The sequence below is a fragment of the Delftia sp. genome, from assembly GCF_059499305.1.
The window spans coordinates 378,673-403,585 of record NZ_JCABYI010000004.1; the positions used below are offsets into that span (position 1 = coordinate 378,673).

Annotated in this window: 18 protein-coding genes; 9 read left to right on the top strand and 9 right to left on the bottom strand. The window is 68.3% G+C overall.

What is annotated here, in order from left to right; translation table 11 throughout:
• The first annotated feature begins 94 nt into the window (after positions 1–94).
• Genes smc through AC5I49_RS03560 form a run of 4 tightly spaced genes read left to right on the top strand, consistent with a single transcriptional unit; the run spans position 95 to position 8,210 of the window.
• Entirely contained in the window at positions 95–3,622 is a 3,528-nt protein-coding gene (gene smc, locus AC5I49_RS03545; protein ID WP_392444168.1) for a chromosome segregation protein SMC, read from the top strand.
• Between the two features lie 57 nt (positions 3,623–3,679).
• Complete coding sequence (locus tag AC5I49_RS03550) at positions 3,680–5,020, top strand: cell division protein ZipA C-terminal FtsZ-binding domain-containing protein (RefSeq protein WP_016445918.1); 1,341 nt, start codon at positions 3,680–3,682, stop codon at positions 5,018–5,020.
• 47 nt (positions 5,021–5,067) lie between these two features.
• Entirely contained in the window at positions 5,068–7,203 is a 2,136-nt protein-coding gene (ligA, locus tag AC5I49_RS03555) for an NAD-dependent DNA ligase LigA (RefSeq protein ID WP_016453503.1), read from the top strand.
• Positions 7,203–8,210: a patatin-like phospholipase family protein gene (locus AC5I49_RS03560; protein WP_016445920.1), complete on the top strand. Its 1,008-nt coding sequence runs from the start codon at positions 7,203–7,205 to the stop codon at positions 8,208–8,210. Before ligA ends, AC5I49_RS03560 begins: the two co-directional genes overlap by 1 nt.
• Positions 8,211–8,229: 19 nt before the next feature.
• On the opposite strand, the gene AC5I49_RS03565 is transcribed toward AC5I49_RS03560, so the two are convergent.
• The 3 genes from AC5I49_RS03565 to AC5I49_RS03575 all read right to left on the bottom strand — a co-directional run bounded on the left by AC5I49_RS03565 (position 8,230) and on the right by AC5I49_RS03575 (position 12,694).
• Positions 8,230–11,040 (bottom strand): chemotaxis protein CheW, encoded by a 2,811-nt coding sequence (locus AC5I49_RS03565; protein WP_495788844.1) that lies wholly within the window; start codon positions 11,038–11,040, stop codon positions 8,230–8,232.
• 247 nt (positions 11,041–11,287) lie between these two features.
• Positions 11,288–11,851: an NUDIX hydrolase gene (locus tag AC5I49_RS03570; protein ID WP_016453500.1), complete on the bottom strand. Its 564-nt coding sequence runs from the start codon at positions 11,849–11,851 to the stop codon at positions 11,288–11,290.
• Positions 11,852–11,998: 147 nt separating this feature from the next.
• Positions 11,999–12,694: a fumarylacetoacetate hydrolase family protein gene (locus AC5I49_RS03575; protein WP_016445923.1), complete on the bottom strand. Its 696-nt coding sequence runs from the start codon at positions 12,692–12,694 to the stop codon at positions 11,999–12,001.
• A gap of 87 nt (positions 12,695–12,781) precedes the next feature.
• Between AC5I49_RS03575 and maiA the strand changes: the two genes are divergently transcribed.
• The gene (gene maiA, locus AC5I49_RS03580) at positions 12,782–13,447 is read left to right on the top strand and encodes a maleylacetoacetate isomerase (protein WP_016445924.1); all 666 of its coding nucleotides are present in this window, start codon (positions 12,782–12,784) and stop codon (positions 13,445–13,447) included.
• Complete coding sequence (locus tag AC5I49_RS03585; protein WP_016445925.1) at positions 13,444–14,325, top strand: purine nucleoside phosphorylase YfiH/LACC1 family protein; 882 nt, start codon at positions 13,444–13,446, stop codon at positions 14,323–14,325. Before maiA ends, AC5I49_RS03585 begins: the two co-directional genes overlap by 4 nt.
• On the opposite strand, the gene AC5I49_RS03590 is transcribed toward AC5I49_RS03585, so the two are convergent.
• Positions 14,245–14,589, bottom strand: a complete 345-nt coding sequence (locus AC5I49_RS03590) for a hypothetical protein (RefSeq protein WP_016445926.1) — start codon at positions 14,587–14,589, stop codon at positions 14,245–14,247. The genes AC5I49_RS03585 and AC5I49_RS03590 overlap by 81 nt on opposite strands.
• 144 nt (positions 14,590–14,733) lie before the next feature.
• Between AC5I49_RS03590 and AC5I49_RS03595 the strand changes: the two genes are divergently transcribed.
• The 3 genes from AC5I49_RS03595 to phbB all read left to right on the top strand — a co-directional run bounded on the left by AC5I49_RS03595 (position 14,734) and on the right by phbB (position 18,878).
• Entirely contained in the window at positions 14,734–16,623 is a 1,890-nt protein-coding gene (locus tag AC5I49_RS03595) for a PHA/PHB synthase family protein (RefSeq protein ID WP_017405032.1), read from the top strand.
• 123 nt (positions 16,624–16,746) lie between these two features.
• Positions 16,747–17,928 carry an acetyl-CoA C-acetyltransferase gene (locus AC5I49_RS03600; RefSeq protein WP_016445928.1) on the top strand — a complete coding sequence of 394 codons (1,182 nt, stop codon included), beginning with the start codon at positions 16,747–16,749 and terminating at the stop codon, positions 17,926–17,928.
• 212 nt (positions 17,929–18,140) lie between these two features.
• Positions 18,141–18,878 carry an acetoacetyl-CoA reductase gene (gene phbB, locus AC5I49_RS03605; protein ID WP_026062290.1) on the top strand — a complete coding sequence of 246 codons (738 nt, stop codon included), beginning with the start codon at positions 18,141–18,143 and terminating at the stop codon, positions 18,876–18,878.
• A 712-nt stretch (positions 18,879–19,590) separates the two neighbouring features.
• Here the strand turns inward: phbB and AC5I49_RS03610 are convergent.
• From AC5I49_RS03610 to AC5I49_RS03630, 5 genes are read right to left on the bottom strand one after another with little or no spacing between them, the layout of a single operon-like run.
• A complete protein-coding gene (locus tag AC5I49_RS03610) occupies positions 19,591–20,565 on the bottom strand; it encodes an isoaspartyl peptidase/L-asparaginase family protein (protein WP_046982572.1) in 975 nt (324 codons plus the stop codon).
• On the bottom strand, positions 20,562–21,644 hold the full coding sequence (locus AC5I49_RS03615) for an amino acid ABC transporter permease (RefSeq protein WP_046238316.1): 1,083 nt from the start codon (positions 21,642–21,644) through the stop codon (positions 20,562–20,564). Before AC5I49_RS03615 ends, AC5I49_RS03610 begins: the two co-directional genes overlap by 4 nt.
• A gap of 17 nt (positions 21,645–21,661) precedes the next feature.
• Positions 21,662–22,711, bottom strand: coding sequence for an amino acid ABC transporter permease (locus AC5I49_RS03620; protein WP_154834386.1), 1,050 nt, complete (start codon positions 22,709–22,711; stop codon positions 21,662–21,664).
• A gap of 20 nt (positions 22,712–22,731) precedes the next feature.
• Positions 22,732–23,769, bottom strand: coding sequence for an amino acid ABC transporter substrate-binding protein (locus AC5I49_RS03625; RefSeq protein ID WP_312839800.1), 1,038 nt, complete (start codon positions 23,767–23,769; stop codon positions 22,732–22,734).
• Positions 23,766–24,695: a MurR/RpiR family transcriptional regulator gene (locus tag AC5I49_RS03630; RefSeq protein ID WP_231574450.1), complete on the bottom strand. Its 930-nt coding sequence runs from the start codon at positions 24,693–24,695 to the stop codon at positions 23,766–23,768. The genes AC5I49_RS03625 and AC5I49_RS03630 overlap by 4 nt, the downstream gene beginning before the upstream one ends.
• Between the last annotated feature and the right edge of the window lie 218 nt (positions 24,696–24,913).

The following is a 24,913-nucleotide window of genomic DNA, read 5'->3' on the forward strand; positions in this document are numbered from 1 at the left end:
AGAGGGGGTGGCGCGCGGTATCATCCCGAGCTGCCTTGTTCTTTCCCCACCTCCTTGTTTGTCCGTTCGCCGCGGACCGCTTTGTGCCTGCATCGTGCGCCTGAATTCCATCAAGCTGTCCGGCTTCAAGTCCTTCGCCGAGCCCACCAACTTCATGCTGCCGGGTCAACTGGTGGGCGTGGTGGGCCCCAACGGCTGCGGCAAGTCCAACATCATGGATGCGGTGCGCTGGGTGCTGGGCGAGAGCAAGGCCAGCGAGCTGCGCGGCGAGTCCATGCAGGACGTGATCTTCAACGGCACCACGCACCGCAAGCCGGCCAGCCGCTCCAGCGTGGAGCTGGTGTTCGACAACAGCGACCACCGTGCGGGCGGCCAGTGGGGCCAGTTCGGTGAGATCGCCGTCAAGCGCGTGCTCACGCGCGAGGGCAACAGCAGCTACTTCATCAACAACCAGGCCGTGCGCCGCCGTGACGTGCAGGACGTGTTCCTGGGCACGGGCCTGGGCCCGCGCGCCTACGCCATCATCGGCCAGGGCACGATCAGCCGCATCATCGAGTCGCGCCCCGAGGAGCTGCGCCTGTTCCTGGAAGAGGCCGCAGGCGTGTCCAAGTACAAGGAGCGCCGGCGCGAGACCGAGAACCGACTCTCGGCCACCACCGAGAACCTCACGCGCGTGGAGGACATCCTGCGCGAGCTCAACAACAACCTCGACCGGCTGGAGAAGCAGGCCGAGGTGGCGGCGCAGTACAACGCGCTGCAGTCCCAGGTCACGCTCAAGCAGCAGCAGCTGTGGTTTCTCAAGCGCGCCGAGGCCGAGGCCGAGCAGGACCGCGTGCGCGTGGAGGGCCTGAAGGCCGTCAACGAGCTGGAAGAGCGCATGGCCGACATCCGCAACAACGAAAGCGGACTCGAAACCCTGCGCCAGGCCCACTACGACGCCAGCGACCAGGTCAACCAGGCCCAGGCCAAGCTCTACGAATCCACGGCCGAGGTCGGCAAGCTGGAGGCCGAGATCCGCTACGTGCTCGAAGGCCGCCAGCGCGTGCAGCAGCGGCTGCAGCAGCTGTCCGAGCAGGTGCTGCTGTGGAACAGCCGCCGCGAGGAGGCCGAAGCCGAAATCGAAAATCTCGACGGCGCCGGTATGGACGCCGAGGAACAGGCCGAGATGCTGGCCGCCCAGGTCGAGGAGCAGAGCATGCGCCTGCCCGACCTGGAAGAGGCGCTGCGCAATGCCCAGAAGGCCGATGCCGACCAGCGCGCCAGCGTGGTGCAGGTGCAGCAGCAGATCCAGGTGCTGGCCGCTGAGCAGCGCAGCCTGGACGAGCAGCGCCGCCAGTTCGAGACCCGCTTCGAGCGACTGCGCGCCGACCGCAATGCGCTGGAGACACCCGACGAGGCCCGCCTCCACAATCTGCAGTCCCAGCTGGACGAGGCCCGCGAACTGGCTGAAATGGCCGATGCCGTGCTCAACGAGCTGCAGGACTCCGTGCCCCAGCTCGATGAGGACCGTCGCACGCGCCAGCAGGCCGTCAATGCCGAGGCCGCGCGCCATGCCGACCTGTCGGCGCGGCTGGAAGCCCTCAAGGCCCTGCAGGAAAAGGTCAAGACAGACGGCAAGCTCCAGCCCTGGCTGGCCAAGCACGGCCTGGACGGCATGCAGGGCCTGTGGAGCCGCATTGCCATCGAGCCCGGCTGGGAAAACGCGCTGGAGGCCGCGCTGCGCGAACGCCTGGGCGCGCTGGAAGTGGGCCGGCTCGACATGGTGCGCGGCTTCCTGGGCGCAGGCGGGCACGATGCGCCCCCCGCGCGCCTGGCCTTCTTCAGCCCGCCGCAGGGCGCCCCCGCGCCCGCGCCGGGGCGCTGGCAGCACCTGTCCGATCTGCTGCGCGTGAACGATGCCGGCCTGCGCGCCGTGCTCGGCGACTGGTTGCAGGACTGCTACACGGCGCCCACGCTGGAAGAGGCGCTGTCGCGCCGCGGCGAGCTGCGGCCCGGCGAGACGGTCTATGTGCCCACGGGCCATGCCGTCAGCAGCCACAGCGTGAGCTTCTATGCGCAGGACTCGGAGCAATCCGGCCTGCTGGCACGCGCCCAGGAAATCGAGCACCTCGAAAAGGAAGTGCGCGCCCAGGCGCTGATCTCCGACGAATCGCGCACGGCCCTGGTGCGTGCCGAAAGCGCCTATGCCGAGGCCTCGCAGCGCCTGGTCAGCGCCCGGCGCGAGGCCAGCGAATCGCAAGGCCGCGCCCATGAGCTGCAGGTCGAGACCCTGCGCCTGTCGCAGCTGGCCGAGCAGGCCCGTGCGCGCAATGCCCAGATCAGCGCCGACCTGGCCGAGGTCGAGGCCCAGCTGTCCGACATCGAGGAGCGCCGCGTGGCGGCCGAAGCCCGCTTCGAGGAACTGGACATGCAGCTGGCCGACAGCCAGGAGCGCCATGCCCTGCTGGGCGACAAGGTGCTGGAGTCCGAGCGGCGCCTGAACGAATCGCGCGAGCAGCTGCGCACGCTGGAGCGCCAGGCCCAGGAGGCCACCTTCTCGCGGCGCAGCCTGGAGGCGCGCCGGGGCGAACTCAGCCGCACCATAGAGACGGCCAGCCAGCAGGCCCGCTCGCTGGCCGACGAGCAGCAGCGCGCGCAGGACGAACTCACGCGCCTGACCGATGCCGCCGCCCAGGGCGGCCTGCAGGACGCGCTGGATCTGAAGATGCAGCGCGAGCAGGCCGTGGCCGCGCGCCGCAGCGAATATGACGACCTGACCAACAAGCTGCGCGCCAGCGACGAACGCCGCCAGCAGCTGGAGAAGGCGCTGGACCCGCTGCGCCAGCGCATCACCGAATTCCAGCTCAAGGAGCAGGCCGCGCGCCTGGGCCTGGAGCAGTACTCCACCCTGCTGGAGGAGGCCGGTGCCGACCTGGCAGCCGTCTCCCAGTCCATTGCCGAGGCCAATGTGCGCATGCACGGCCTGCAGGGCGAAATCGACCGGCTGCACCGCGAGATCGCCGCCCTGGGCGCCGTCAACCTGGCGGCGCTGGACGAGCTGAAGCTGGCGCGCGAGCGCAAGACCTTCCTTGACGCGCAGACCGAGGACCTGACCCAGGCCATGAACACGCTGGAAGATGCCATCCGCAAGATCGACGCCGAGACGCGCGAGCTGCTGTCGGGCACCTTCGAGACCGTGAACGGGCATTTCGGGCGCATGTTCCCCGAGCTGTTCGGCGGTGGCCAGGCCAAGCTGGTGATCACCGGCGATGAAATCCTCGACTCGGGCGTGCAGGTGATCGCGCAGCCGCCCGGCAAGAAGAACCAGACCATCCACCTGCTGTCCGGTGGCGAGAAGGCGCTGACGGCGATTGCCCTGGTCTTCGCCATCTTCCAGCTCAACCCGGCGCCGTTCTGTCTGCTGGACGAGGTGGACGCGCCGCTGGACGACGCCAACACCGAGCGCTATGCCAAGCTGGTGGCCAGCATGAGCAAGGGCACGCAGTTCCTGTTCATCAGCCACAACAAGATCGCCATGGAAATGGCGCAGCAGCTCATCGGCGTGACCATGCAGGAGCAGGGCGTGTCCCGCATCGTGGCCGTGGACATGGAGTCCGCGCTGTCCATGGCTGAGCTATCCTGAGCATGTCCGCAACCTTTCGAACCTATTTGCTGGAACGACGTTTCATTCCTTCATTCCATGAGTAACCTGCAAATCAGTCTGGCCGTCCTGGGCTTTGTGGTGCTGGCCCTGATCATTGCCTACAACAGCTGGTCCGCACGCCGCAACGCACCCAAGCGCGCCGACCCCGTCGAAGAGGCGCAGCGCGATCCCTCGCGCCATGAGCCCGGCATGGACACCGTGGGCCACGGCCCGGACCTGACGCACAGCCTGCGCGAGCCCGTGCTGGGCGACTTCGGCACGGCAGCCCCGGGCCAGAGCCCTGCCGCCGTGGACCGCTTTGCCGAAACCGATGCCGAACTGGCCCATCTGGTCCAGCTCGAAGAGCAGCAGCGCCAGGCCGAGGCCCAGGCCGCTTTGGCGGCCAAGGCAGCCCAGGCGGTGCAGACCGCGCAGGCTGCCCATGCCCTGCAGGCGGCTGAAGACGCCAGCGCATCGGCACCCGCATCTGCGTCAGTGCCTGCGCCATCCCCGTTGGCACCGCAGTCCATCGAGCCTTCCCTCAACGACGCGGCCCTGACCAGCGCTGCGGCCAGCCGGCCGGGCCTGGATGCGCTGATCGATGCCATTGCCCCCGTGCAGGTCGGCCAGGCCGTGCCTGGCGAACTGGCGCTGCAGGCCCAGCCGGCCACGCGGCGCGCGGGCAACAAGCCGTTTGCCATCGAAGGCATGAACCAGTCCACCCACCAGTGGGAGCCGCTGCAGCCCGGCCAGCGCTACCTGGGTTTCCAGGCCGGCGTGCAGCTGGCCAACCGCACGGGTGCGCTCAACGAGATCGAGTTCTCCGAGTTCGTTGCCAAGGTGCAGCGCTTTGCCGACGCGCTGGGCGCCACGCCCGACGTGCCCGACATGCTGCAGGAAGTGGCGCGTGCGCGCGAGCTCGACCAGTTCGCCAGCGAGCACGATGCCCAGCTCACCTTCATGCTGCGCGCACGCCAGGCCTCCTGGAGCGCGGGCTATGTGCAGCAGAACGCATCGCGCCAGGGCTTTCTGCCGGGCTCCATGCCCGGGCGCATGGCCCTGCCTTCGCCCACGCCCGGCATGCCGCCGGTGCTGGTGCTCAACTACGACCCGCAGGCGGCCATGGCCGACGACCTGGACACCTCGGTGGTGCGCGAGTTCCTGCTGAGCCTGGACGTGCCCCAGGTGCCGCGCGGCGAGCAGGCCTTCGTGCAGCTGCGCCAGGTGGCCGAGCGCCTGTGCCAGACCATGGATGGAGTGCTCTGCGACCAGAACGGCTACCTGCTGCCGGCCATGGCGCTGGACCCCATCCAGCACGACCTGGAACAACTCTATGACAAGCTCGACAGCCGCGAGCTGTCGGCGGGCTCCATGCTGGCGCGGCGACTGTTCAGCTGACGCGGCGCGGTGCCCCTGGTGCACAACAGGCTCCTGGCCTCAACCCCATGAACGACAATCTGGATCTCTTCTCCGGCGCAGCCCCCGCGGCGCCGGAGTCCGGGGCCGCCCCCGACAAGGTGCTGGCCAAGGTGCAGGCGCTGCGCGCCCAGCTCAACCAATGGGCACATGAGTACTACGTGCTGGACACGCCCACCGTGCCCGACGGCGAGTACGACCGCGTCTTCCAGCAATTGCAGGCCTTGGAAGGTGCCTACCCCGAACTGGTCACCCCGGACTCGCCCACGCAGCGCGTGATCGGCGCCGTGCTCGACGGCCTGATGCCTGTGCGCCATGCCGTGCCCATGCTCAGCATCCGCACCGAGACCGACAACGAGGCCACGGGTGCCGAGGCCTTCGACGCACGCATCCGCAAGGAGCTGGAACTGGCCGAAGGCGCACCGCCCGTGGAATACGTGGCCGAGCCCAAGTTCGACGGCCTGGCCATGAACCTGCGCTACGAGAACGGCCGCCTGGTGCAGGCCACCACGCGCGGCGACGGCGAGGTGGGCGAGGACGTCACACACAACATCCGCACCATCCGCAAAATTCCGCTGTCCCTGCCCGAAGGCAAGGGCGTGCCGCCCGTGGTCGAGGTGCGCGGCGAGGTCTACATGGGCCGCGCCGATTTCGTCCGGCTCAATGAACGCCAGCAGGCCGCCGGCGGCAAGAGCTTTGCCAATCCGCGCAATGCGGCGGCGGGCTCGGTGCGCCAGCTGGACTCGGGCATTGCGGCCCAGCGCCCGCTGTCCTTCTTCGCCTATGGCCTGGGAGAGATCACGCCGGCCGCGCAGGGCGGCCCCGACTTCGGCACCCACTACGCCATGCTGCAGACGCTGCGCGACTGGGGCTTCCCGGTGGCGCCCCAGGTCTGTATCGCCAAGGGTGCGGCCGAGCTGGTGGCCTTCCACCAGCGCATGGGCGCCGAGCGCGCCACGCTGCCCTACGAGATCGACGGCGTGGTCTACAAGGTCAACAGCCTGGCCCAGCAGCGCCAGCTGGGCTTTGTCTCGCGCGAGCCGCGCTGGGCCGTGGCCCACAAGTACCCGGCCGAGGAAATGCCCACGCGCATGGAAGGCATCGACATACAGGTCGGCCGCACGGGCAAGCTCACCCCCGTGGCGCGCCTGGCGCCCGTGGCCGTGGGCGGCGTCATCGTCACCAATGCCACGCTGCACAACCTGTTCGAGATCCGCAAGAAGCGCGTGCGCACCGGCGACACCGTGGTCGTGCGCCGCGCCGGCGATGTGATTCCCGAAGTCGTGGGCCGCGTGCCCGGCGACCGGCCGGCCTATGTGCCCAACTTCCGCATGCCCGCTGCATGCCCCATCTGCGGCAGCGCGGTGTCGCGCCCCAAGGGCGAGGCCAACCACCGCTGCACGGGCGGCCTGTTCTGCCCGGCGCAGCGCAAGGAGGCCATCCTGCACTTCGCCGCGCGGCGCGCCATGGACATCGAGGGCCTGGGCGACAAGCTGGTGGACCAGTTGGTGGACGGCCATGTGGTGCGCACGCTGCCCGACCTCTACCGCCTGGGCCTGGTGGCCCTGGCATCGCTGGACCGCATGGCCGAGAAGTCGGCCCAGAACGTGCTGGATGCGCTGGAGAAATCCAAGAAGACCACGCTGGCGCGATTCCTCTTCGGCCTGGGCATCCGCCAGGTCGGCGAGTCCACGGCCAAGGACCTGGCCCGCCATTTCGGCCAGCTGGACGCCATCATGGACGCCAGCGTCGAGCAACTGCTGCAGGTGCGCGACGTCGGGCCCATCGTGGCCGAGAGCATCCACACCTTCTTCGCCCAGCCCCACAACCGCGAGGTGGTCGAGCAGTTGCGTGCCTGCGGCGTGCACTGGGAAGAGGGCGCGGCGCGCGAGCAGACCGCCCAGCCCCTGGCCGGCATGACCGTGGTGCTCACCGGCACGCTGCCCACGCTGGGCCGCGACCAGGCCAAGGAGATGCTGGAGGCCGCTGGCGCCAAGGTCTCCGGATCGGTCAGCAAAAAGACCAGCTACGTGGTCGCGGGCGCCGAGGCCGGCAGCAAGCTGGCCAAGGCCGAGGAACTGGGTGTGCCCGTGCTGGACGAGGCCGGCATGCTGGCCCTGCTGGCGGGTGACCCCCCTGCTGCAGCCGCAGCGGAGCAGGGCTGATGGCGCTGAGTCCGCGCAAACCCGTGGTCGGCCTGGCGCTGGGCAGCGGGTCGGCGCGCGGCTGGGCGCATTTCGGCGTGCTGCGCGCGCTCGAGGATGCGGGCCTGCGGCCCGACATCATCTGCGGCTCGTCCATCGGCGCCCTGGTGGGCGCCTCCTATGCGGCCGGTGAAATGCAGCGCTTCGAGGAATGGGTGTTGGGCCTGGGCATGCGCAAGGTCTTCGGCTTCATGGACTTCAACATCGCGGGCGGCATGCTCAAGGGCGAGAAGCTGATCTCGTTCTGGCGCGAGCATTTCGTGGACTCGGCCATCGAGGATCTGAAGATTCCCTTCGGCGCCGTGGCCACCGACCTGCATTCGGGTGCCGAGGTCTGGCTGCGCAAGGGCTCCATCGCCGATGCCGTGCGCGCCTCCATCGCGCTGCCCGGCCTGTTCACGCCCGTGCAGCGCGAAGGGCGGCTGCTGGTCGATGGCGGCATCGTCAACCCCGTGCCCGCCTCGCTGGCGCGCGCCATGGGCGCGGACATCGTGATCGCGGTCGATCTCAATGCCGACATCATGCGGCGCCACATGCGGCCGCTGGCGCCCGCTGCCGCCATGGCCGCTGCGCCGCCGCTGGAGGAGGCCCCGCCCGCCGTGGAGCAGGGCGTGGCGCCCGAGGACCTGTCGGGCCAGGCCAGCGCCGTGGCCGGCTCGGCCTGGATGCGCCGGCTGCAGCGTGGCGTGATGGGGTGGATGCCCGGCCACCACCGCGATGAGGCAGGCCGCGAGACCGAGCCCCCGCCCCGGCCGCCCTCGCTGCTGGACGTGGTGATGACCAGCGTCAACATCATGCAGATGCGCATCACGCGCAGCCGCATGGCGGGTGACCCGCCCGAGCTGGTGATCGCCCCGCGCCTGTCCCACCTGGGCCTGCTGGACTTCCACCGCGCCCGCGAGGCCATCGACGAAGGCTACGAGGCGGCGCAGGCCGCGCTTCCGGGCCTGCGCCACTGGGGTCTGTGAGGCCCCGGGGGAACGCGCCCTATGCCGCCTGGGCATCCCAGGCCGCCTCGCGCTCCACTGCTGCCGCGCTGCGGTCTGCGTTGGCCGCCGCGCCGCGCGAAGGCTGCAGCCGTTGCATCAATGCAGCCGGATCCAGGCACTGGATCAGCGGCAGGCCCGCGCCGGCATGCACCAGCTCCCGCACCAGGGCCGGCGTCGTGGAGGCCACGCTGAGCATGGGCGATTCCACCAGCGCGCTGGCCGGCAGCCGGTGCACGCCTTGCAGCGCGCTGACCAGCAGCCCCACGCGCAGGCCGCCGTGCTGGACCACGATGACCTGCGACTGCTCGGTGACCACGCCGGGCCGGCCCTGCAGCAGCGCGGCCAGGTCGAACACCCAGACATAGCCGCTGACGCTGCCCTGGCTGCGCCGCGCCAGCGCACCCACGCAAAACGGCAGCCGCCCTGCCGCCACGGGCGAGATGGCGCTGGCGGGCAGGGCCTCGCAGACATCGCCCGCGCGCAGGGCCAGCAGGCTGGCGCCCACGTAGAAGCTGGCCAGTTCCACCGGCGCATCGCCGCCGACGTGCGCGGCGAGCGCACGCGCGACAGGACGCGAGCCATCCAGCCGCGTGGCCGGCGCCAGGCGCAGGGCGCGGTTGCGCGCATCGGCATGCACAGGGCCCAGCCGCTGCAGGCTCAGGCTGACGAGGCCGGCCAGTGTGGCCTCCGTTGCGCTTTCCTTTGCATCGCGTGCCGCGCCCTGGTCCAGCCGGAACTCGCGGTAGCCGCGCCCGGCAGCCATGCCGACGATGCAGTAGTGGCCTTCGATTTCCTCAATGCTGCTGCGTACCTCTCCATCGGCCAGCGTTGCCAGCCCGGCCACGCCTTCTATGCAACTGCCCAGCGGCCGACCGCCGTGGCTGGCGGCGATGATGCGGCCGTCGCGTGCCACGTAGAAAGCCTCCATCGGCAAACGGGGCAGGCCGTGGTCTTCGGGGCCGGCGTCTTCGGACTGCTCCGGTGCAGCGGCCTGCAGCATGGCCTGCAGTTCTCGGCGCGTGTGGAACAGCAGGGCAATGCCGCCGATGGCGGGGCCCTGATCTGCGCCCTGCCCATGCCCATGTCCATTGGTGGTTGAAGGGGCGCGCAATGCGGCGTGGTAGACGTGGACGGGCAGGCCCCCATCGTCCAGCTCCTGCACGTGATAGGCCTGGGCATCGCGCAGCGCCATGGTGGCCTGCAGTGCCGAGGCCTGCACGCGCACGCCGGGTGACAGCGGCAGACCGGGTTCGTCCTCATGGCTGCAGGCCAGCACCAGGCCCTGGGCGTCATACAGCGCAATGCGCGCATAGACGGTGTACAGCGCATTGAGCTGCTCCAGCAGACGCTGCGCGGCGTCGTGTGCCTGTACCGACAGGGCCAAGCAGCCGCTGTTGTCTTGCAGCACTTTCTGCAGGCCTGGCGTCAGGGCCCACCAGCGGCAATCGTTGGCGCGTTCGTAGAGATTGCGCTCCAGCAGGTCCATCAGCAGCCGGTTCAGCGTGGTGTGCTCCTGCAGCCGCGTGGACAGCGCCGTCTCGTGCAGGCCGTGGATGGCGCGCGTGAACACGGCATGGGTCAGGTCGCCGGTCTCGCTCATCTGCTCCAGCACGGCCTGCAGCGGGTCCGGGTGGGCCGTGCCCTGCACGGGGGACTCCGGTGCCTGGCTGGCAGCCAGCACCTGGCCGTTCCAGACCACGCGGCGTATGTCGTCGGCCGCGCGTGCCATGGCGTGCAGGGGCGGGCAAAAGCCCCGGGACTGGGCCATCAGTCCTTCGGCGATGGCAGGCTCCAGTGCCTGCAGGACCTGCGGCCTTTGCTGGGTGGCGAAGGCCAGGTCCAGCGGCGCCATGACCTGGGTCTGCCAGCCCTCGGGGCCCGCATAGCCCTGGTAGGGCAGGGCGCGGGCCGTACGCACCAGATAGGTGCGGCCGGCGTGGATCAGCGGCTGCACGGCATCGCCGTGGTGCATGGGCACGCGGCTGCCGGGGGCGATCCAGTGGTCATCGCTGCTGGCAATGACCACTCCAGCCGCATCCAGCAGCAGTCCCACCTGGGCGCGCGGCCCGCCCGAGGCAAAGATGGCCTGCATCTCGGCCGCGAAGTCGAAGCTCAGGCACAGCACGCCGAGCACCGCCATGGTGCGTGGATGCAGCAGGCGCTGCGCGTAGATCAGGCGGTCTGCGCCGGGCAGCACGCAGCTGGCGCCGAAATGGCTGACATGGCCGGCCTGCTGCAGGCACTGCTGGAACCAGCCCTCGGCGCAGGGCGGCAGCGGCTTGTCGCCTGCCTGGGCGCGTGCGCAGACCTGGCCCTGGGTGTCCAGCAGCAGGATGTCGTCGTAGACCGTGTACTTGGCACGGTAGGCCTGCAGGTGCAGCTGCAGCGGAGCCTGCCAGGCGTGCAGGCCGCCCGCGGCCATGTCCAGCAGGATGTCGCCATCGCCGAGCTGGGCCATGGCCTCGCACAGCACGGAATCGGCGGCCAGGAAGCCGACATCGGCCGTGCGCTCGTAGAGGCTGCGCACCAGCAGGTCGATGGCATGGCTGGACTGCATGCCCAGCTGGGCCATGGCTTCCTGCGCGGACTGGGCCAGCTGCGACTGCAGCAGGCCTTGCTCCAGCTGCTCCAACCCCTGGCGCGTGTCGGTCAGCATGGACACCAGGGCCTGTCCCTGCTGCGAGGCCTGCATGCGGGCCGAAGCCTCGATGAGACGCCACATGAGCCGGATCTCGCGCAGGTCGGCGGCGTTGCGGTTGAGTTCCCGCAGGTGGGGAAGAATCAGGTCGGTGGGCAGGGATGTGGCCATGGGGCGCTCCGCAGTCAGGTTCAGGTTTGGTAAACCAACTTTTCCGCTCAGGGAAAAGCCCTATGCAAAGAGCAAGAAGGAGGCCAGTTTGTGACTAAATGTGTCTGCAAGGTGACATAGGGGTGACGGACCGCCGCCTGCTCCACGCCCGCAGCCCGTCCGGTGCCACACCGGGGCATGGCCCGGCATCACCGCAGTGCGTACGCCGGCGCCGTGCAGCACGGTGGTGCCTGGCGGCCGTGCAGGCCTACAGGCTCAGGTCGATGGAATGCACCCGGTGCGCGTCCAGCAGGCCGGCAGCCCGGTCGGCGAAGTAGCGCTCCAGCGTCACGCGCACGGTGCGGAAGGCCAGTTCTTCCCAGGGAACATCGGCCTGCGCAAACAGGCGGGCCTCCATGGTCTCGGGGCCGGGGTAGAACTGCTCGCTGCGCAGACGGGCGCGGTAGAACAGATGGACCTGGCTGACCTTGGGCACGTCCACGATGGAAAACAGCGGCCCCATCTCGATGTCGGCGCCGGCTTCCTCGTCGGTCTCGCGCTGGGCGCCGCGTGCCGTGGTCTCGGCCAGTTCCATGAAGCCTGCGGGCAGGGTCCACAGGCCCCGGCGTGGCTCGATGTTGCGCTTGCACAGCAGCACGCGGCCGTCGTCGGTCACGGGGATGGTGCCCACCACGTTCAGCGGGTTCTCGTAGTGGATGGTGTGGCAGTGCGGGCACACGGCGCGCTCGCGCGTGTCGCCATCGTCAGGAAGGCGGTAGACCACCGCCGTGCCGCAGGCTCGGCAGAACTTGATGGGGCTGCGAAAAATCATGCCGACACCATGAAAGTGAAAGCGCCGCCAGACGGAAGGCAGTAAGGCATTCCGTGCGGCGGACCGTGGGTTCAAACACAAAGGCCGGCAGGCCGGGGAGCGTGCTCCCTGCTGCCTTGCCGGCCTGTCGCCAGGCTCAGAGAAAACTCAGGCGATCTTGACGCTCAAGGGGCTCAGCCCGTCGATGCGGCCTTCCAGCAGGTCACCGCGCACCACGGCGGCCACGCCTTCGGGCGTGCCCGTCATGATCAGGTCGCCGGGCTGCAGTTCCCAGGCCGCCGACAGGTGCTCGATGGTCTCGGCAATGTTCCAGATCAGCTTGCCGATGTCGCTGCGCTGGCGGTCGGCGCCATTGACCTGCAGCGAGATCGCGGCCTTGGCGATGTCGCCGGCCTCGGCTGCCGGGGTGATGGGGCCGATGGGTGCGGCATGCTCGAAGGCCTTGCCGATGCACCAGGGTCGGCCCTGCTTCTTCATGTCGTTTTGCAGGTCGCGGCGCGTCATGTCCAGGCCCACGGCGTAGCCCCAGATGTAGTCCAGCGCATCGGCTGCCAGGATGTTCTTGCCCGCCTTGCCGATGGCCACGACGAGCTCGATCTCGTGGTGCAGGTTGGAGGTCAGCGTGGGGTAGGGCATGGTGCCCGTGGTGCCGGCCTCGACGGGCACGATGGCGTCGGCAGGCTTGAGGAAGAAGAAGGGCGGCTCGCGGCCGGTGAAGCCCATCTCCTTGGCGTGTTCTTCGTAGTTGCGGCCCACGCAGTAGATGCGGTGCACGGGGAAGCGCTCGGGGCGGCCCAGGACGGGTACGCTGGCCACGGCGGGCGGGTTGAAAACGTAGCTCATGTCGGTGTTCCTCTGGCGCCTTGTCTCTTGGGCGCCGCCGCAAGTGTGCCATGCATCGGCGCTGCTGCACGGTATGCTTTGCGGTCTATGAAGCTCCACACCTACTTCCGCTCGTCGGCCTCCTACCGCGTGCGCATTGCGCTGCAGATCAAGGGCCTGGACTATGAATCCGTACCCGTGCACCTGCTGCGCGGCGACCACAAGGCGCCGGCCTATGCCCAGCATGTCGGCGATGCGCTGGTGCCGGCGCTGGAGACCGAGGACGGCCACTGGCTGACCCAGTCCATGGCCATCATCGAATATCTCGATGAGACCCATGCCGAAATACCGCTGCTGCCGCGTGACGCCCTGGGCCGTGCCCATGTGCGCGCACTGGCCCAGATGGTGGCCTGCGAGATCCATCCGCTCAACAACCTGCGCGTGCTCAAGTACCTGGTGCGCAACCTGGGTGTCTCTGACGAGGCCAAGAGCGGCTGGTACGTGCATTGGGTGCGATCGGGCCTGGAGGCCTTCGAGCGCCAGCTGGACCTGCTGGCCGCCGAGCGCGAGGCCGCCGGCCTGCCGCCTTCGCTGTTTTGCTGGGGCGACACGCCCACGCTGGCCGATTGCTGCCTGGTGCCGCAGATCTTCAACGGCCGCCGCTTCAACGTGAGCCTGGACGGCCTGCCGCGCCTGGCGGCCATCGTCGATCGCTGCGAGGCGCTGCCGGCCTTCCAGAAGGCCCATCCCTCGGCCTGCCCCGACGCGGAATGAGCGCGGCCCGGCCTGACTCCATCCCCGGCACCATCCCCGCATCCTGGCTGGTGCCCGACTGGCCCGCGCCGCCCGGCGTGCACGCGCTGTGCACCTCGCGCGAAGGCGGCGTCAGCACGGCGCCCTGGGGCAGCCTGAACCTGGGCGACCATGTGGGCGACGACCCCCAGGCCGTGCGCGCCAACCGCCAGCGCCTGCAGGAGATCGTGCGTGCGGATACGCCGGATGCCTGCGCGGTGTTCCTGCAGCAGGTGCATGGCGTGGATGTCATCGCACTGGATGCAGGCAGCGCGCAGGGCCAGGCCTTCGATGCCTGCGTGACCAGCGCCTCGGGCGTGGTCTGCACCATCATGGTGGCCGATTGCCTGCCCGTGCTGCTGGCCCATCGCAGCGGCGCCGTGGTGGGCGCGGCCCATGCGGGCTGGCGCGGTCTGGCCGGAATGCCGCCTGGCCATGCGGGTCAGCCGTTGGCAGGCGGTGTGCTGGAGTCTCTGTTCAAGCGCTTTGCCGATCAGCTCCGGACCGCGCCCGAGCAGGTGGCGCCGCAGACCCTGGCATGGCTGGGCCCTTGCATCGGTCCGCGTTCCTTTGAGGTCGGTGCCGAGGTGCGAGCTGCCTTCATCGCGCATGACGCCGCCGCCGCCGCGCATTTCACCGCCATACCTCAGGCGGGCGAGGGCACCCCCAAGTACCTGGCCAGCCTGGCCGGGCTTGCGCGACAGCGCCTGGCGGCGCTGGGCATCACGGCCATCCATGGCAATGACGGCAGCGACGCATGGTGCACGGTGCTCAACGACTCACGGTTCTTTTCGCACCGGCGCGACGCTGCCCGCCTGGGCAGCAGCGGCCGATTCGCCGCCTGCATCTGGAAGGACTGAGGGCGCGGGCGCGTCCGGTGCGTCCGCCGTGCCCTGCGAGGCCTGCTGCTGCGCCAGCCAGGCCTGGCGCTCGGCCAGTTCGCGCGCATGGCGCTTTCGGTTGCGCGCGGGCGTACCCATGATGTAGATCACGATGGACAGCGGCAGCAGTCCATACAGTGCGAAAGTGACCAGGGCGCCGAGTATGCTGCCCGTGGGGCTGGCGGCTTCGGCCACGGCCATCATCAGCGTGACATACAACCAGGCGATAACAACGAGATACATGGTCGATTCGAAAAAGGCGCACCGGGCACGGGTTTTTGTGGAGGGCTGTGCCGGGCAACGGGGGGCTCGCCTGGGTCACAATCAAAACGGATGCCCCGCAAGCCCCAGGCTATTGCGAACGGCATCCGCGAACAAGGATGCAGCATGAATTTTGACCCACTCGCAGGCCTGCCAGGCCAACCCATCCAGCAATTCTGGAACGAGCAATGGAGCCGGACGCTGCAGATACTGCAGCAGATGGGATCACCGGGAATGCCGGGAGCACAGGGCGCGGGCATGCCGGACATGGCCCAGGCCTGGAAGGCTGCAGTCCCCGAACCCGGCGCCTTGCCCGAGAACGCGCTGTCGCTGGACCCCGAAAAGCTGCTGGAGCTGCAGCGCCAGTACCTGGACGGCGCCAAGGCCATGTGCGAGCAGGGCGGCGCCCAGGCGCTGCTGGCCAAGGACAAGCGCTTCAACACCCAATCCTGGGCCGACAACCCGCTGACGGCGGCCACCGCAGCCACCTATCTGCTCAACAGCCGCATGCTCATGGGCCTGGCCGAGGCCGTGCAGGCCGACGAGAAGACCCGCAACCGCGTGCGCTTCGCTGTGGAACAGTGGCTGGCGGCCATGTCGCCCAGCAACTTCCTGGCACTCAATGCCGAGGCGCAGAAGAAGGCCATCGAAACCCAGGGCGAGAGCCTGGCCCAGGGCGTGGCCAACCTGCTGGCCGACATGCGCCAGGGCCATGTATCCATGACCGACGAGAGCCTGTTCACCGTGGGCAAGAACGTTGCCACCACCGAAGGCGCCGTGGTGTTCGAGAACGAGCTGTTCCAGCTCATCGAGTACAAGCCGCTGACGGACAAGGTGCACGAGCGTCCCTTCCTCATGGTGCCGCCGTGCATCAACAAGTTCTACATCCTGGACCTGCAGCCCGACAACTCGCTGATCCGCTATGCCGTCAGCCAGGGCCACCGCACCTTCGTGATGAGCTGGCGCAATCCCGACGACAGCCTGGCGCACAAGACCTGGGACAACTACATCGAAGACGGCGTGCTCACCGGCATCCGCGTGGCACGCGAGATCGCAGGAGCCGAGCAGATCAACGTGCTGGGCTTTTGCGTGGGCGGCACCATGCTGTCCACCGCGCTGGCCGTGCTGCAGGCGCGCCACGACCGCGAGCATGGCGCAGCTGCTGCTCCGGCGGCCAAGGCGGCTCCAGCCAAGCGCGCGGCTGGCAGCCGCAGCGCCGCCCGCACATCCACAGCCCGCGCCACGGCGCCGGCCGGCGTGCCGTTTCCCGTGGCCAGCGTCACGCTGCTGACCACTTTCATCGACTTCAGCGACACCGGCATCCTCGATGTCTTCATCGATGAGTCCGTGGTGCGCTTCCGCGAAATGCAGATGGGCGAGGGCGGCCTCATGAAGGGCCAGGACCTGGCATCGACCTTCAGCTTTCTGCGTCCCAACGATCTGGTCTGGAACTACGTGGTGGGCAACTACCTCAAGGGCGAAACACCGCCGCCGTTCGACCTGCTGTACTGGAACAGCGACTGCACCAACCTGCCCGGCCCGTACTACGCCTGGTACCTGCGCAACCTCTACCTGGAAAACAAGCTGGTCCAGCCCGGTGCGCTGACCGTCTGCGGCGAGCGCATCGACATGCACCAGCTGCGCCTGCCGGCCTATATCTACGGCTCGCGCGAGGACCACATCGTGCCCGTGGGCGGCTCCTATGCATCGACCCAGGTGCTGGGTGGCGACAAGCGTTTCGTCATGGGCGCATCCGGCCACATCGCGGGCGTGATCAATCCGCCGGCCAAGAAAAAGCGCAGCTACTGGCTGCGTGAGGACGGCCAGCTGCCGCCCACGCTCAAGGAGTGGCAGGCCGGCGCCGACGAGTACCCGGGCAGCTGGTGGGCCGACTGGAGCCCCTGGCTGGCCGAGCACGGCGGCAAGCTGGTCGCGGCGCCAAAGCAGTACGGCAAGGGCAGGGAATACACGGCCATCGAGCCGGCCCCGGGCCGCTACGTGCTGGCCAAGGCCTGAGGCACAATCGTTTCGATGCTGCAGCGCAATAACGCCGCGGCTTGAATGCAGGGTGCCGCTGCCGCAGCTTCGGCAGTGCGTGCCCGGGCATCCCTTCAAGAGTCCAAAGAAAGGTCCGTCATCATGGAAGACATCGTCATCGTTTCCGCTGTCCGCACTGCCGTTGGCAAGTTCGGCGGCACCCTTGCCAAGATCCCCGCCACCGAACTGGGCTCCATCGTGATCCGCGAGGCTCTGAGCCGCGCCAAGGTCGGCACCGACCAGGTCGGTGAAGTCATCATGGGCCAGGTGCTGGCCGCTGGCGCAGGCCAGAACCCTGCACGCCAGGCCATGATGAAGGCCGGCATCGCCAAGGAAACCCCGGCCCTGACCATCAACGCGGTCTGCGGCTCGGGCCTGAAGGCCGTGATGCTGGCGGCCCAGGCCGTGGCTACGGGCGACAGCGAGATCGTCGTGGCCGGCGGCCAGGAGAACATGAGCCTGTCCCCCCACGTGCTGCCGGGCTCGCGCGACGGCCAGCGCATGGGCGAGTGGAAGATGGCTGACACCATGATCGTGGACGGCCTGTGGGACGTCTACAACCAGTACCACATGGGCATCACGGCCGAGAACGTGGCCAAGGAAAAGAGCGTCAGCCGCGAACAGCAGGACGCCCTGGCCCTGGCCAGCCAGCAAAAGGCCACGGCCGCGCAGGACGCCGGCAAGTTCGTGGATGAGATCGTTCCCGTCAGCATTCCCCAGCGCAAGGGCGATCCCGTGGTCTTTGCGGCCGACGAGTACATCAACCGCAAGACCAACGCCGAGGCGCTGGCAGGCCTGCGTCCGGCCTTCGACAAGGCCGGCTCGGTGACGGCCGGCAATGCTTCGGGCCTGAACGACGGCGCCGCCGCCGTGGTGGTGATGAGCGCCTCCAAGGCCAAGGCCCTGGGCCTGACGCCGCTGGCGCGCATCGTCTCCTATGCCACCAGCGGTCTGGACCCCGCCACCATGGGCCTGGGCCCGGTGTTCGCCTCGCGCAAGGCGCTGCAGCGCGCCGGCTGGTCTGCGCAGGACGTGGACCTGTTCGAGCTGAACGAAGCCTTCGCGGCACAGGCCTGTGCGGTGAACCAGGAGCTGGGCATCGACCCGGCCAAGGTCAACGTCAACGGCGGCGCCATTGCCATCGGCCACCCCATCGGCGCATCGGGCGCCCGCATCCTGGTGACCCTGCTGCACGAGATGCAGCGCAGCGGCGCCAGGAAGGGTCTGGCCGGCCTGTGCATCGGCGGCGGCATGGGCGTGGCCATGACCGTGGAGCGCGTCTGAAAGGCTCCGTGAAAACGTTAGCAAGCTTTCAGGGTAGATCCTAGGCTTGACTAGGGCCTGCCCGAAGAGGGGCGCAGCGCACGCGCTGCATACTAGCCATGCGAGGGGGCCGGGCCCAGAGGCTCAGGCACCCTTGGCGATAACCGGCGTAAATGTTCCGGTTGTCATGGATAGATTGATCTGAAGCAACCATTGATTGACAGGAGAGAAGAATGGCTCAAAAAGTAGCGTATGTCACAGGGGGAATGGGAGGCATCGGAACGGCCATCTGCCAGCGTCTGCACAAGGAAGGCTTCAAGGTCATCGCAGGTTGTGGTCCGTCGCGCGACTTCCAGAAGTGGCTTGACGAGCAAAAGGCGCTGGGTTTCACCTTCCATGCATCGGTGGGCAATGTGGGCGACTGGGCTTCCACCGTCGAAGCCTTCAGCAAGACCAAGGCCGAGCACGGCAACATCGATGTGCTGGTCAACAACGCCGGCATCACGCGTGACCGAATGTTCATCAAGATGACGCCCGAAGACTGGCAGGCCGTGATCGAGACCAACCTCAACTCCATGTTCAACGTGACCAAGCAGGTCGTGGGCGACATGGTGGAAAAGGGCTGGGGCCGCATCATCAACATCAGCTCGGTCAACGGCGCCAAGGGCCAGGCCGGCCAGACCAACTACTCGGCCGCCAAGGCCGGCATGCACGGCTTCACCATGGCGCTGGCGCAGGAGTTGGCCACCAAGGGCGTGACCGTCAACACCGTGAGCCCCGGCTACATCGGCACCGACATGGTCAAGGCCATCCGTCCCGACGTGCTGGAGAAGATCGTGGGCACCATCCCCGTCAAGCGCCTGGGCGAGCCCAGCGAGATCGCATCGATCATCGCCTGGCTGGCTTCGGAGGAAGGCGGCTATTCCACCGGCGCCGATTTTTCGGTCAACGGTGGCCTGCACATGCATTGAACCTGCAAGGGTTCGCGCTGCAAAGGAGCCTCCGGGCTCCTTTTTTGTTGGGCAGCCCCGCGGCAAATGTCCCAGAAATGACAAAACCCGCTGAAGCGGGTTCTGTGGAAGAGGGGGTCTGCACGGAAGGCCGTCAGACCGGTGGTGTCAGAGACTGGGGCACCGAGTGCGCCAGCCAGCGCCTCAGCGCTTGCGATCGCGTTCGTCTTCGGGCCAGATGGACATGATGGCGTTCGTTTGCATGGAAACTTCTCCTGTATTGCTCTCTTAACGCGGGCTGGATTCAGCTGGTTGACAGGTTTTTAAAAAATTTTCGAAGGAAGTCGAAACTTTTTCGTGACCCGGTTTTCAAGCGCTGCGGGGGCCGCGCTTGCGGTCACGGTCATCCCATGGCCAGACAGCTTGGGCCAGCGCAGCGGCTGCAAAGCGGGTCTGCAGGGCGGTGTGGGAAAAGATGTCGGTCATTGCAGTCACTCCTTTGCGTGTTCAACGCGGGGCAGTGGCGGCAGGTTGACTCAGGGATTGCCCCAGGACGCAAGCAATTGCAAGCCCGGAGGTGGTGATCTGTCAGTTTGAAGACAGATTTCTGGTGCGGTGAGAAAAAATCCGTTTCCTGACAGAGGCTTACGGGCGGGGCGGGCCAATGTCGATGCTGTTACGCCTCGTTGCCCGCAATGCGTGGGCACAGGTCAACCCGGGGTGAAAACGTCCATCAGGCAAAAATCAGGGTCACGGCAGGCGCGTCGTCCACGATGTAGCCGCGGTACATGCCGGCGCTGTTGAAGGGGCAGTGCACGCGTCCGTCGCTGTCCACGGCCACCACGCCGCCCTGGCCACCGATGTGTGTCAGCGTGCCCCGCACTGCGGCGTCGGCTGCGAGTTCCAGGCTTTGCCCCAGGTAGCGCATGCGCGCATGGATGTCGTGCGCGATGGCTGCGCGCAGGAAATGCTCTCCGGTTCCGGTGGCCGCCACGGCGCAGGTGGTGCTGTCGGCGTAGAAACCTGCGCCCACCACGGGCGTGTCGCCCACGCGCCCGGGGCGCTTGTTGGTCAGCCCGCCGGTGGATGCCGCGGCGGCCAGGTTGCCATGCACATCGCGCGCCACGGCGCCGACCGTGCCCATCTTGCCGTTCTCGTTCAGCGGAGCAGGGTGCGCCGCCAGTCCGCTGGCGTCGTGGTCCAGCAGCGCGGTCTGGCCGGATTGCGCCTGCACCCGGCGCAGCTGTGCCAGGCGCTCGGCAGATTCGAAGTAGCCTGCATCCATCCGCGCCAGCCCGCGCTCATCGGCAAACCGCTGCGCCCCTTCGCCGACCAGGAGCACGCACTGGCCGTCGTCAAGAACATGCCGTGCCAGCGCAATCGGATTGCGCACCTGGCTGACGGAAGCGACTGCGCCGGCCCGCAGGTTGCTGCCGTCCATCAGGCCGGCGTCCATCTCGTGGCGCGCGTCGCGTGTGTAGACGGAGCCGCGCCCGGCATTGAACAGCGGGCAGTCTTCCAGGGACTGGCACGCGGCCTGGACGGCGTCCAGCGCGCTGGCGCCGCGCCGCAGCAGGGCGGCGCCCGCCTCCAGCGCCTGGGCCAGCGCGGCGTGGTAGGGGGCCTCGTCGGCCTGGCCCTGGATGACGGTGCCTGCTCCGCCGTGCACGGCAATGGAAAATTTTCGGGAGTTCTGGGGCATGTTCATTGGAGTGCGTAGCGCGATTCCAGGAAGCGGCCATAGCGGGCGATGCCCAGGCCGATGAGCAGGTAGACGGCACAGACCACCATGTACATCTCCACGAAGTACGCAATCCAGTGGGGGTCGCTCATGGCCATCTTCAGGGAGCCAGTGATGTCGTAGATGTTCACGATCGCCACCAGGGAGGTGTCCTTCACCGCGCCGATGAAGTTGCTCACCGTGGGCGCTATGGTCACGCGCAGCGCCTGCGGCAGGACCACGTGGCGCAGCACCTGCACCCTGGTGAAGCCCATGGCCTGGGCCGCCATGACCTGGCCTTGGGGCACGGCCTGCAGCCCGCCGCGAAACACCTCGGCAAGATAGGCCGCGCTGAAGGCCGCCAGGCAGACGGCGATGCGGACCATGGGGTCTACCCTCCATTGCGCGGGCACCAGCATGGGCAGCACGAAGGCCCCGAAGAACAGCAGTGTGATCAGGGGCACGCCGCGCACGGCCTCGATGAAGCCCGTGCACAGGATGCGGATCAAGGGCAGGCTGGAGCGCCGGCCCAGCGCCAGCAGGATGCCCAGCGGAACGCCGGCCAGGCAGGCGATCACGGCAAGGAACAGGGTCAGCGGCAGGCCGCCCCACAGATCGCTGGGCACGGGTGCCAGGCCGGCCACACCGCCGGCCATCAGCACGCCAAAGCCGGTCAACCCGGCCAGCAGCATTGCCATGCCGGCGCGGCCGAAGAAGCGCGGTAGCGCCGCCACGCCCACGCTGCCCAGCAGCCAAAGGCTGGCGGCGACGGGGCGCCACTGTTCGGCCACGGGATAGCGGCCCAGGAATACCAGGCGGTATTTCTCGCGCACCACGCCCCAGCAGGCGCCGGCCGCAGCGCGGCATGTGTCGGGGTTGGCTGCGGTTTCGGCGTCGAGCAGGCCCCAGGCCAGCAGTTTCCAGCCCGCCCACAGCGCGGCCAGCAGCAGCGTGGCGGTGATGAGCCCGGAGAGCGCATCCGGAAACAGGCTGGCGCGCAGGCGCTGCGCCAGCGGAACCCGGGGCGGGGCCACCGGCAGGGCCGGTGCGCGGAGTACGGCACTCATGGGCAGGTCTTTCCCGGCTAGCGTGTGATGAAGGCACTGCGCTGGTTGAAGGCATTCAGTGCCAGCGAGGTCAGCAGGTTGATGGCCAGGTAGACCACCGCGATGATGGTCACGCATTCGATGGCCTGGCCGGTCTGGCTCATGGCGGTGTTGGCGACCATCACCACGTCGGGGTAGCCGATGGCCACGGCCAGCGAGGAGTTCTTGATGGTGCTGAGCGCCAGGTTGGTATAGGGGGGAATGATCACCCGCAGGGCCTGCGGCAGCACGACCAGGCGCAGCTGCTGGCCGCGGCGCATGCCCAGGGCCGAGGCAGCGTTCCATTGCCCGCGCGGCACGGCCTGCAGACCGGCGCGCACGATCTCCGCGCAATAGGCGGCGGCATACAGGCCCAGGGCGCCCACCAGAGCCAGGAATTCAGGCGTCAGCGCCAGTCCTCCGTCGATGCCGAACATGCCCGGTTGCGGAGAACTCCAGTGCCAGCCAGCCGCGCTGTCGTACACCGGGCCGGGCAGGGCCAGCCCCGCCTTGCTCAGAAAGCCCAGGGGGCCGATGGCCAGAGGGTGGTCCACATCGGGCAGCAGCGAAGTCAGCGCGAAATACCACAGCAGCACCTGCACCAGCAGCGGGATGTTGCGCGCCACATCGACATAGAGGCGCACGGCGCCGCGCAGCAGCGGATGCCTTGCCACGGCGGCCACGCCCAGCAGCAGGCCCAGCACGGTGGCCAGCGCGAGCGCGGGCACGGCGGCGCGAACCGTGTTGGCCACGCCGGCTGCGACCGCACGCAGGTAGCTGTCGCCGGGCTCGTAGGGCAGCAGCCCTTCGGAGATGGAAAAGCCGGCCGTCTGTTCCAGAAAGCCGAAGCCCCCGGCAATGCCGCGCGCGGCCATGTTGCGGCTGGCGTTGTGCGCCAGCCAGCCCAGCAGCAATATCAGCAGCCAGCCGATGGCGAGCTGCAAGGCCAGCCGGCCCCAGCGTGGCCGGGTGGGGGCCGGTGGCTGCCGTGCCCCGGTGTCGATGGCATTCACGGCTTTCACAGCATCTACAGCGTTCGCGGCGTTCATGGCAGGGTGCCCTCGGCGCGTCAGTTCATCGGCGGCGACATCATCAGGCCGCCCTTGGTGAACAGCGCGTTCTTGCCGCGCGGCACGTTCAGGCCCGACCTGGCGCCCAGGTTGCGCTCATAGCTCTCGCCATAGTTGCCCACGGCCTTGACGATGCGCAGCGCCCATTCCTTGTCCAGCCCCAGCTGCTTGCCCAGGTCGTCGCTCTGGCCCAGGAAACGCTTGACCTGAATGCTGTCGGAGCGGGTCTTGAGCTCGTCGGCATTGGCCTGGGTGATGCCCAGTTCCTCGGCCTCGATCATGGCGTTGAGTGTCCAGCGCACGACGGCGAACCATTCGTCGTCACCGCGGCGCACGGCCGGGCCGGCCGGCTCCTTGGAGATGACTTCGGGCAGGATCACGTAGTCGTCGGGGTTGGCCAGTTCCTTGCCGCGCAGCACGGCCAGGGCGCCGAGGTCGCCGGTATAGGCCTGGCAGCGCCCGCTGCTGAAGGCCTGCAGGGCGGCTTCGGGGTTGTCGAACACCACCGCCTTGTAGTTGAGCTTGTGGGCGCGAAAGTACTCCGACAGGGTCTTTTCCGTGGTGGATCCGCTGATCACGCAGATGGTGGCGCCAGAGAGCTGCTTGACGCTGTTCAGGCCGGGTTTCTTCCTGGCCATGAAGCCCTGGCCGTCGTGGAAATTGATGCCCGCCCACATCAGGCCCAGGCCGTTGTCGCGTGTGAAAGTCCAGGTGGTGTTGCGTGCCAGCAGATCGATCTCGCCGGACTGCAGCGCCGTGATGCGTGTCTGGCCGCTGGTGGGGATGAATTTCACCTTGCCGGCGTCGCCCAGGGTGGCGGCCGCCACGGCGCGGCACAGATCCACGTCCAGCCCGGACCAGTTGCCGCTGCCGTCGGCCAGCGCAAAGCCTGCGCGCCCCGTGTGCACACCGCAGGCCACGGCGCCGCGCTGCTTGATGCCATCCAGTGTCTTGCCTGCGTGGGCCGGCGCGGCAGCGAGCGTGGCCGCGGCGGCCATCGAGGCGAAAAGAAAGCGGAAACGGGCAGGGGCATTCATGCGGAGTCCTTTGCGGCGGGATGGGGGGCCTGGGGTTGCGGCTTGCTCGCCGCAGGTGAAGCGGGGCTGCTGTCCGGTGTCAGGTAGGGAAGCACCGACTCGGACAGTTCGACCAGGCTGCGCACGGCCTGGGGCGTGGCGCGGATGACCTGGGTGGCCAGCGCTTCGACCATGGCCATGGCCGCCAGCACCGACGATGGGAGCAGAGGGTGGGCGGCAGGGGCCAGCAGCACGTAGTCGGCCTGGCCGGCCAGCGGGCTGGTGGCCTCGTCGGTGATGGCGATGGTCAGGGCGCCCCGCTGGCGCGCATGCGCCGTCAGCTCCACCGCTTCGCGTGAGTAGCGCGGCAGCGAGATCGCGATCAGCACATCCTGCTCCGTCAGCCCTGTCATGCGCCGGACGGCTTGCTCCGTGCCGCCTGCGCAGGCCACTTCCAGCACCTGGGGTAGATAGGGCTGCAGTGCGTCGGCGCCAAAGGCTGCCACATGGTGGGAGCTGCCAAAGCCCATGAACAGGACGCGCCGCGCGCGGCAGATGCGCTGGGCCAGTTGATCGAGCAGGCCGGGGTCGCAGGCCTGTGCGGCCGCCTGCAGATTGCGCTGCGTGTGCTCGAAGGCCTGCGCTCCCACGGCGCTTGCGGCAGGCTCGTGCGCCGCGCGCAGCTTGTTCACGGGCTCCAGGGCCTGTTGCAGCTGGCGGCCCAGGTGCAGGCGCAGATCGGCAAAGCCTTCGTAGCCGGCGTGCTTGGCGAAGCGGTTGACGGCAGCCAGGGAGCCTCCACAGGCATTGGCCACTTCCTCGGCGCTCAGCGTGACGGCCAGGACCGGATGCGCGGCCATCCAGCGGCCGACCCGGGCGACGGCGGGCGAGCCATCGACGCTGGCGCGCAGCAGTTCCTGTACGGCGGGATGGGGATGGAGTTCCATGAATGAATGAAAGTGAATGATCTCTTTCATTCATTATTTTTTAGGAATGAAATCTTTCATTCAGGGGAAACCCTGAACCGAACGATCCATGCGTTCCGCTGGCTGCGGGGGAGTGCGAGGGCGTTGGGAGAGGGAGGGGCCTCAGGGGCGCACTTCGGCTGGGCCGAAGTGGAGCGCCGTCTTCACGCGGGACGACGCTTGTGGCAGGCGGGCCAATG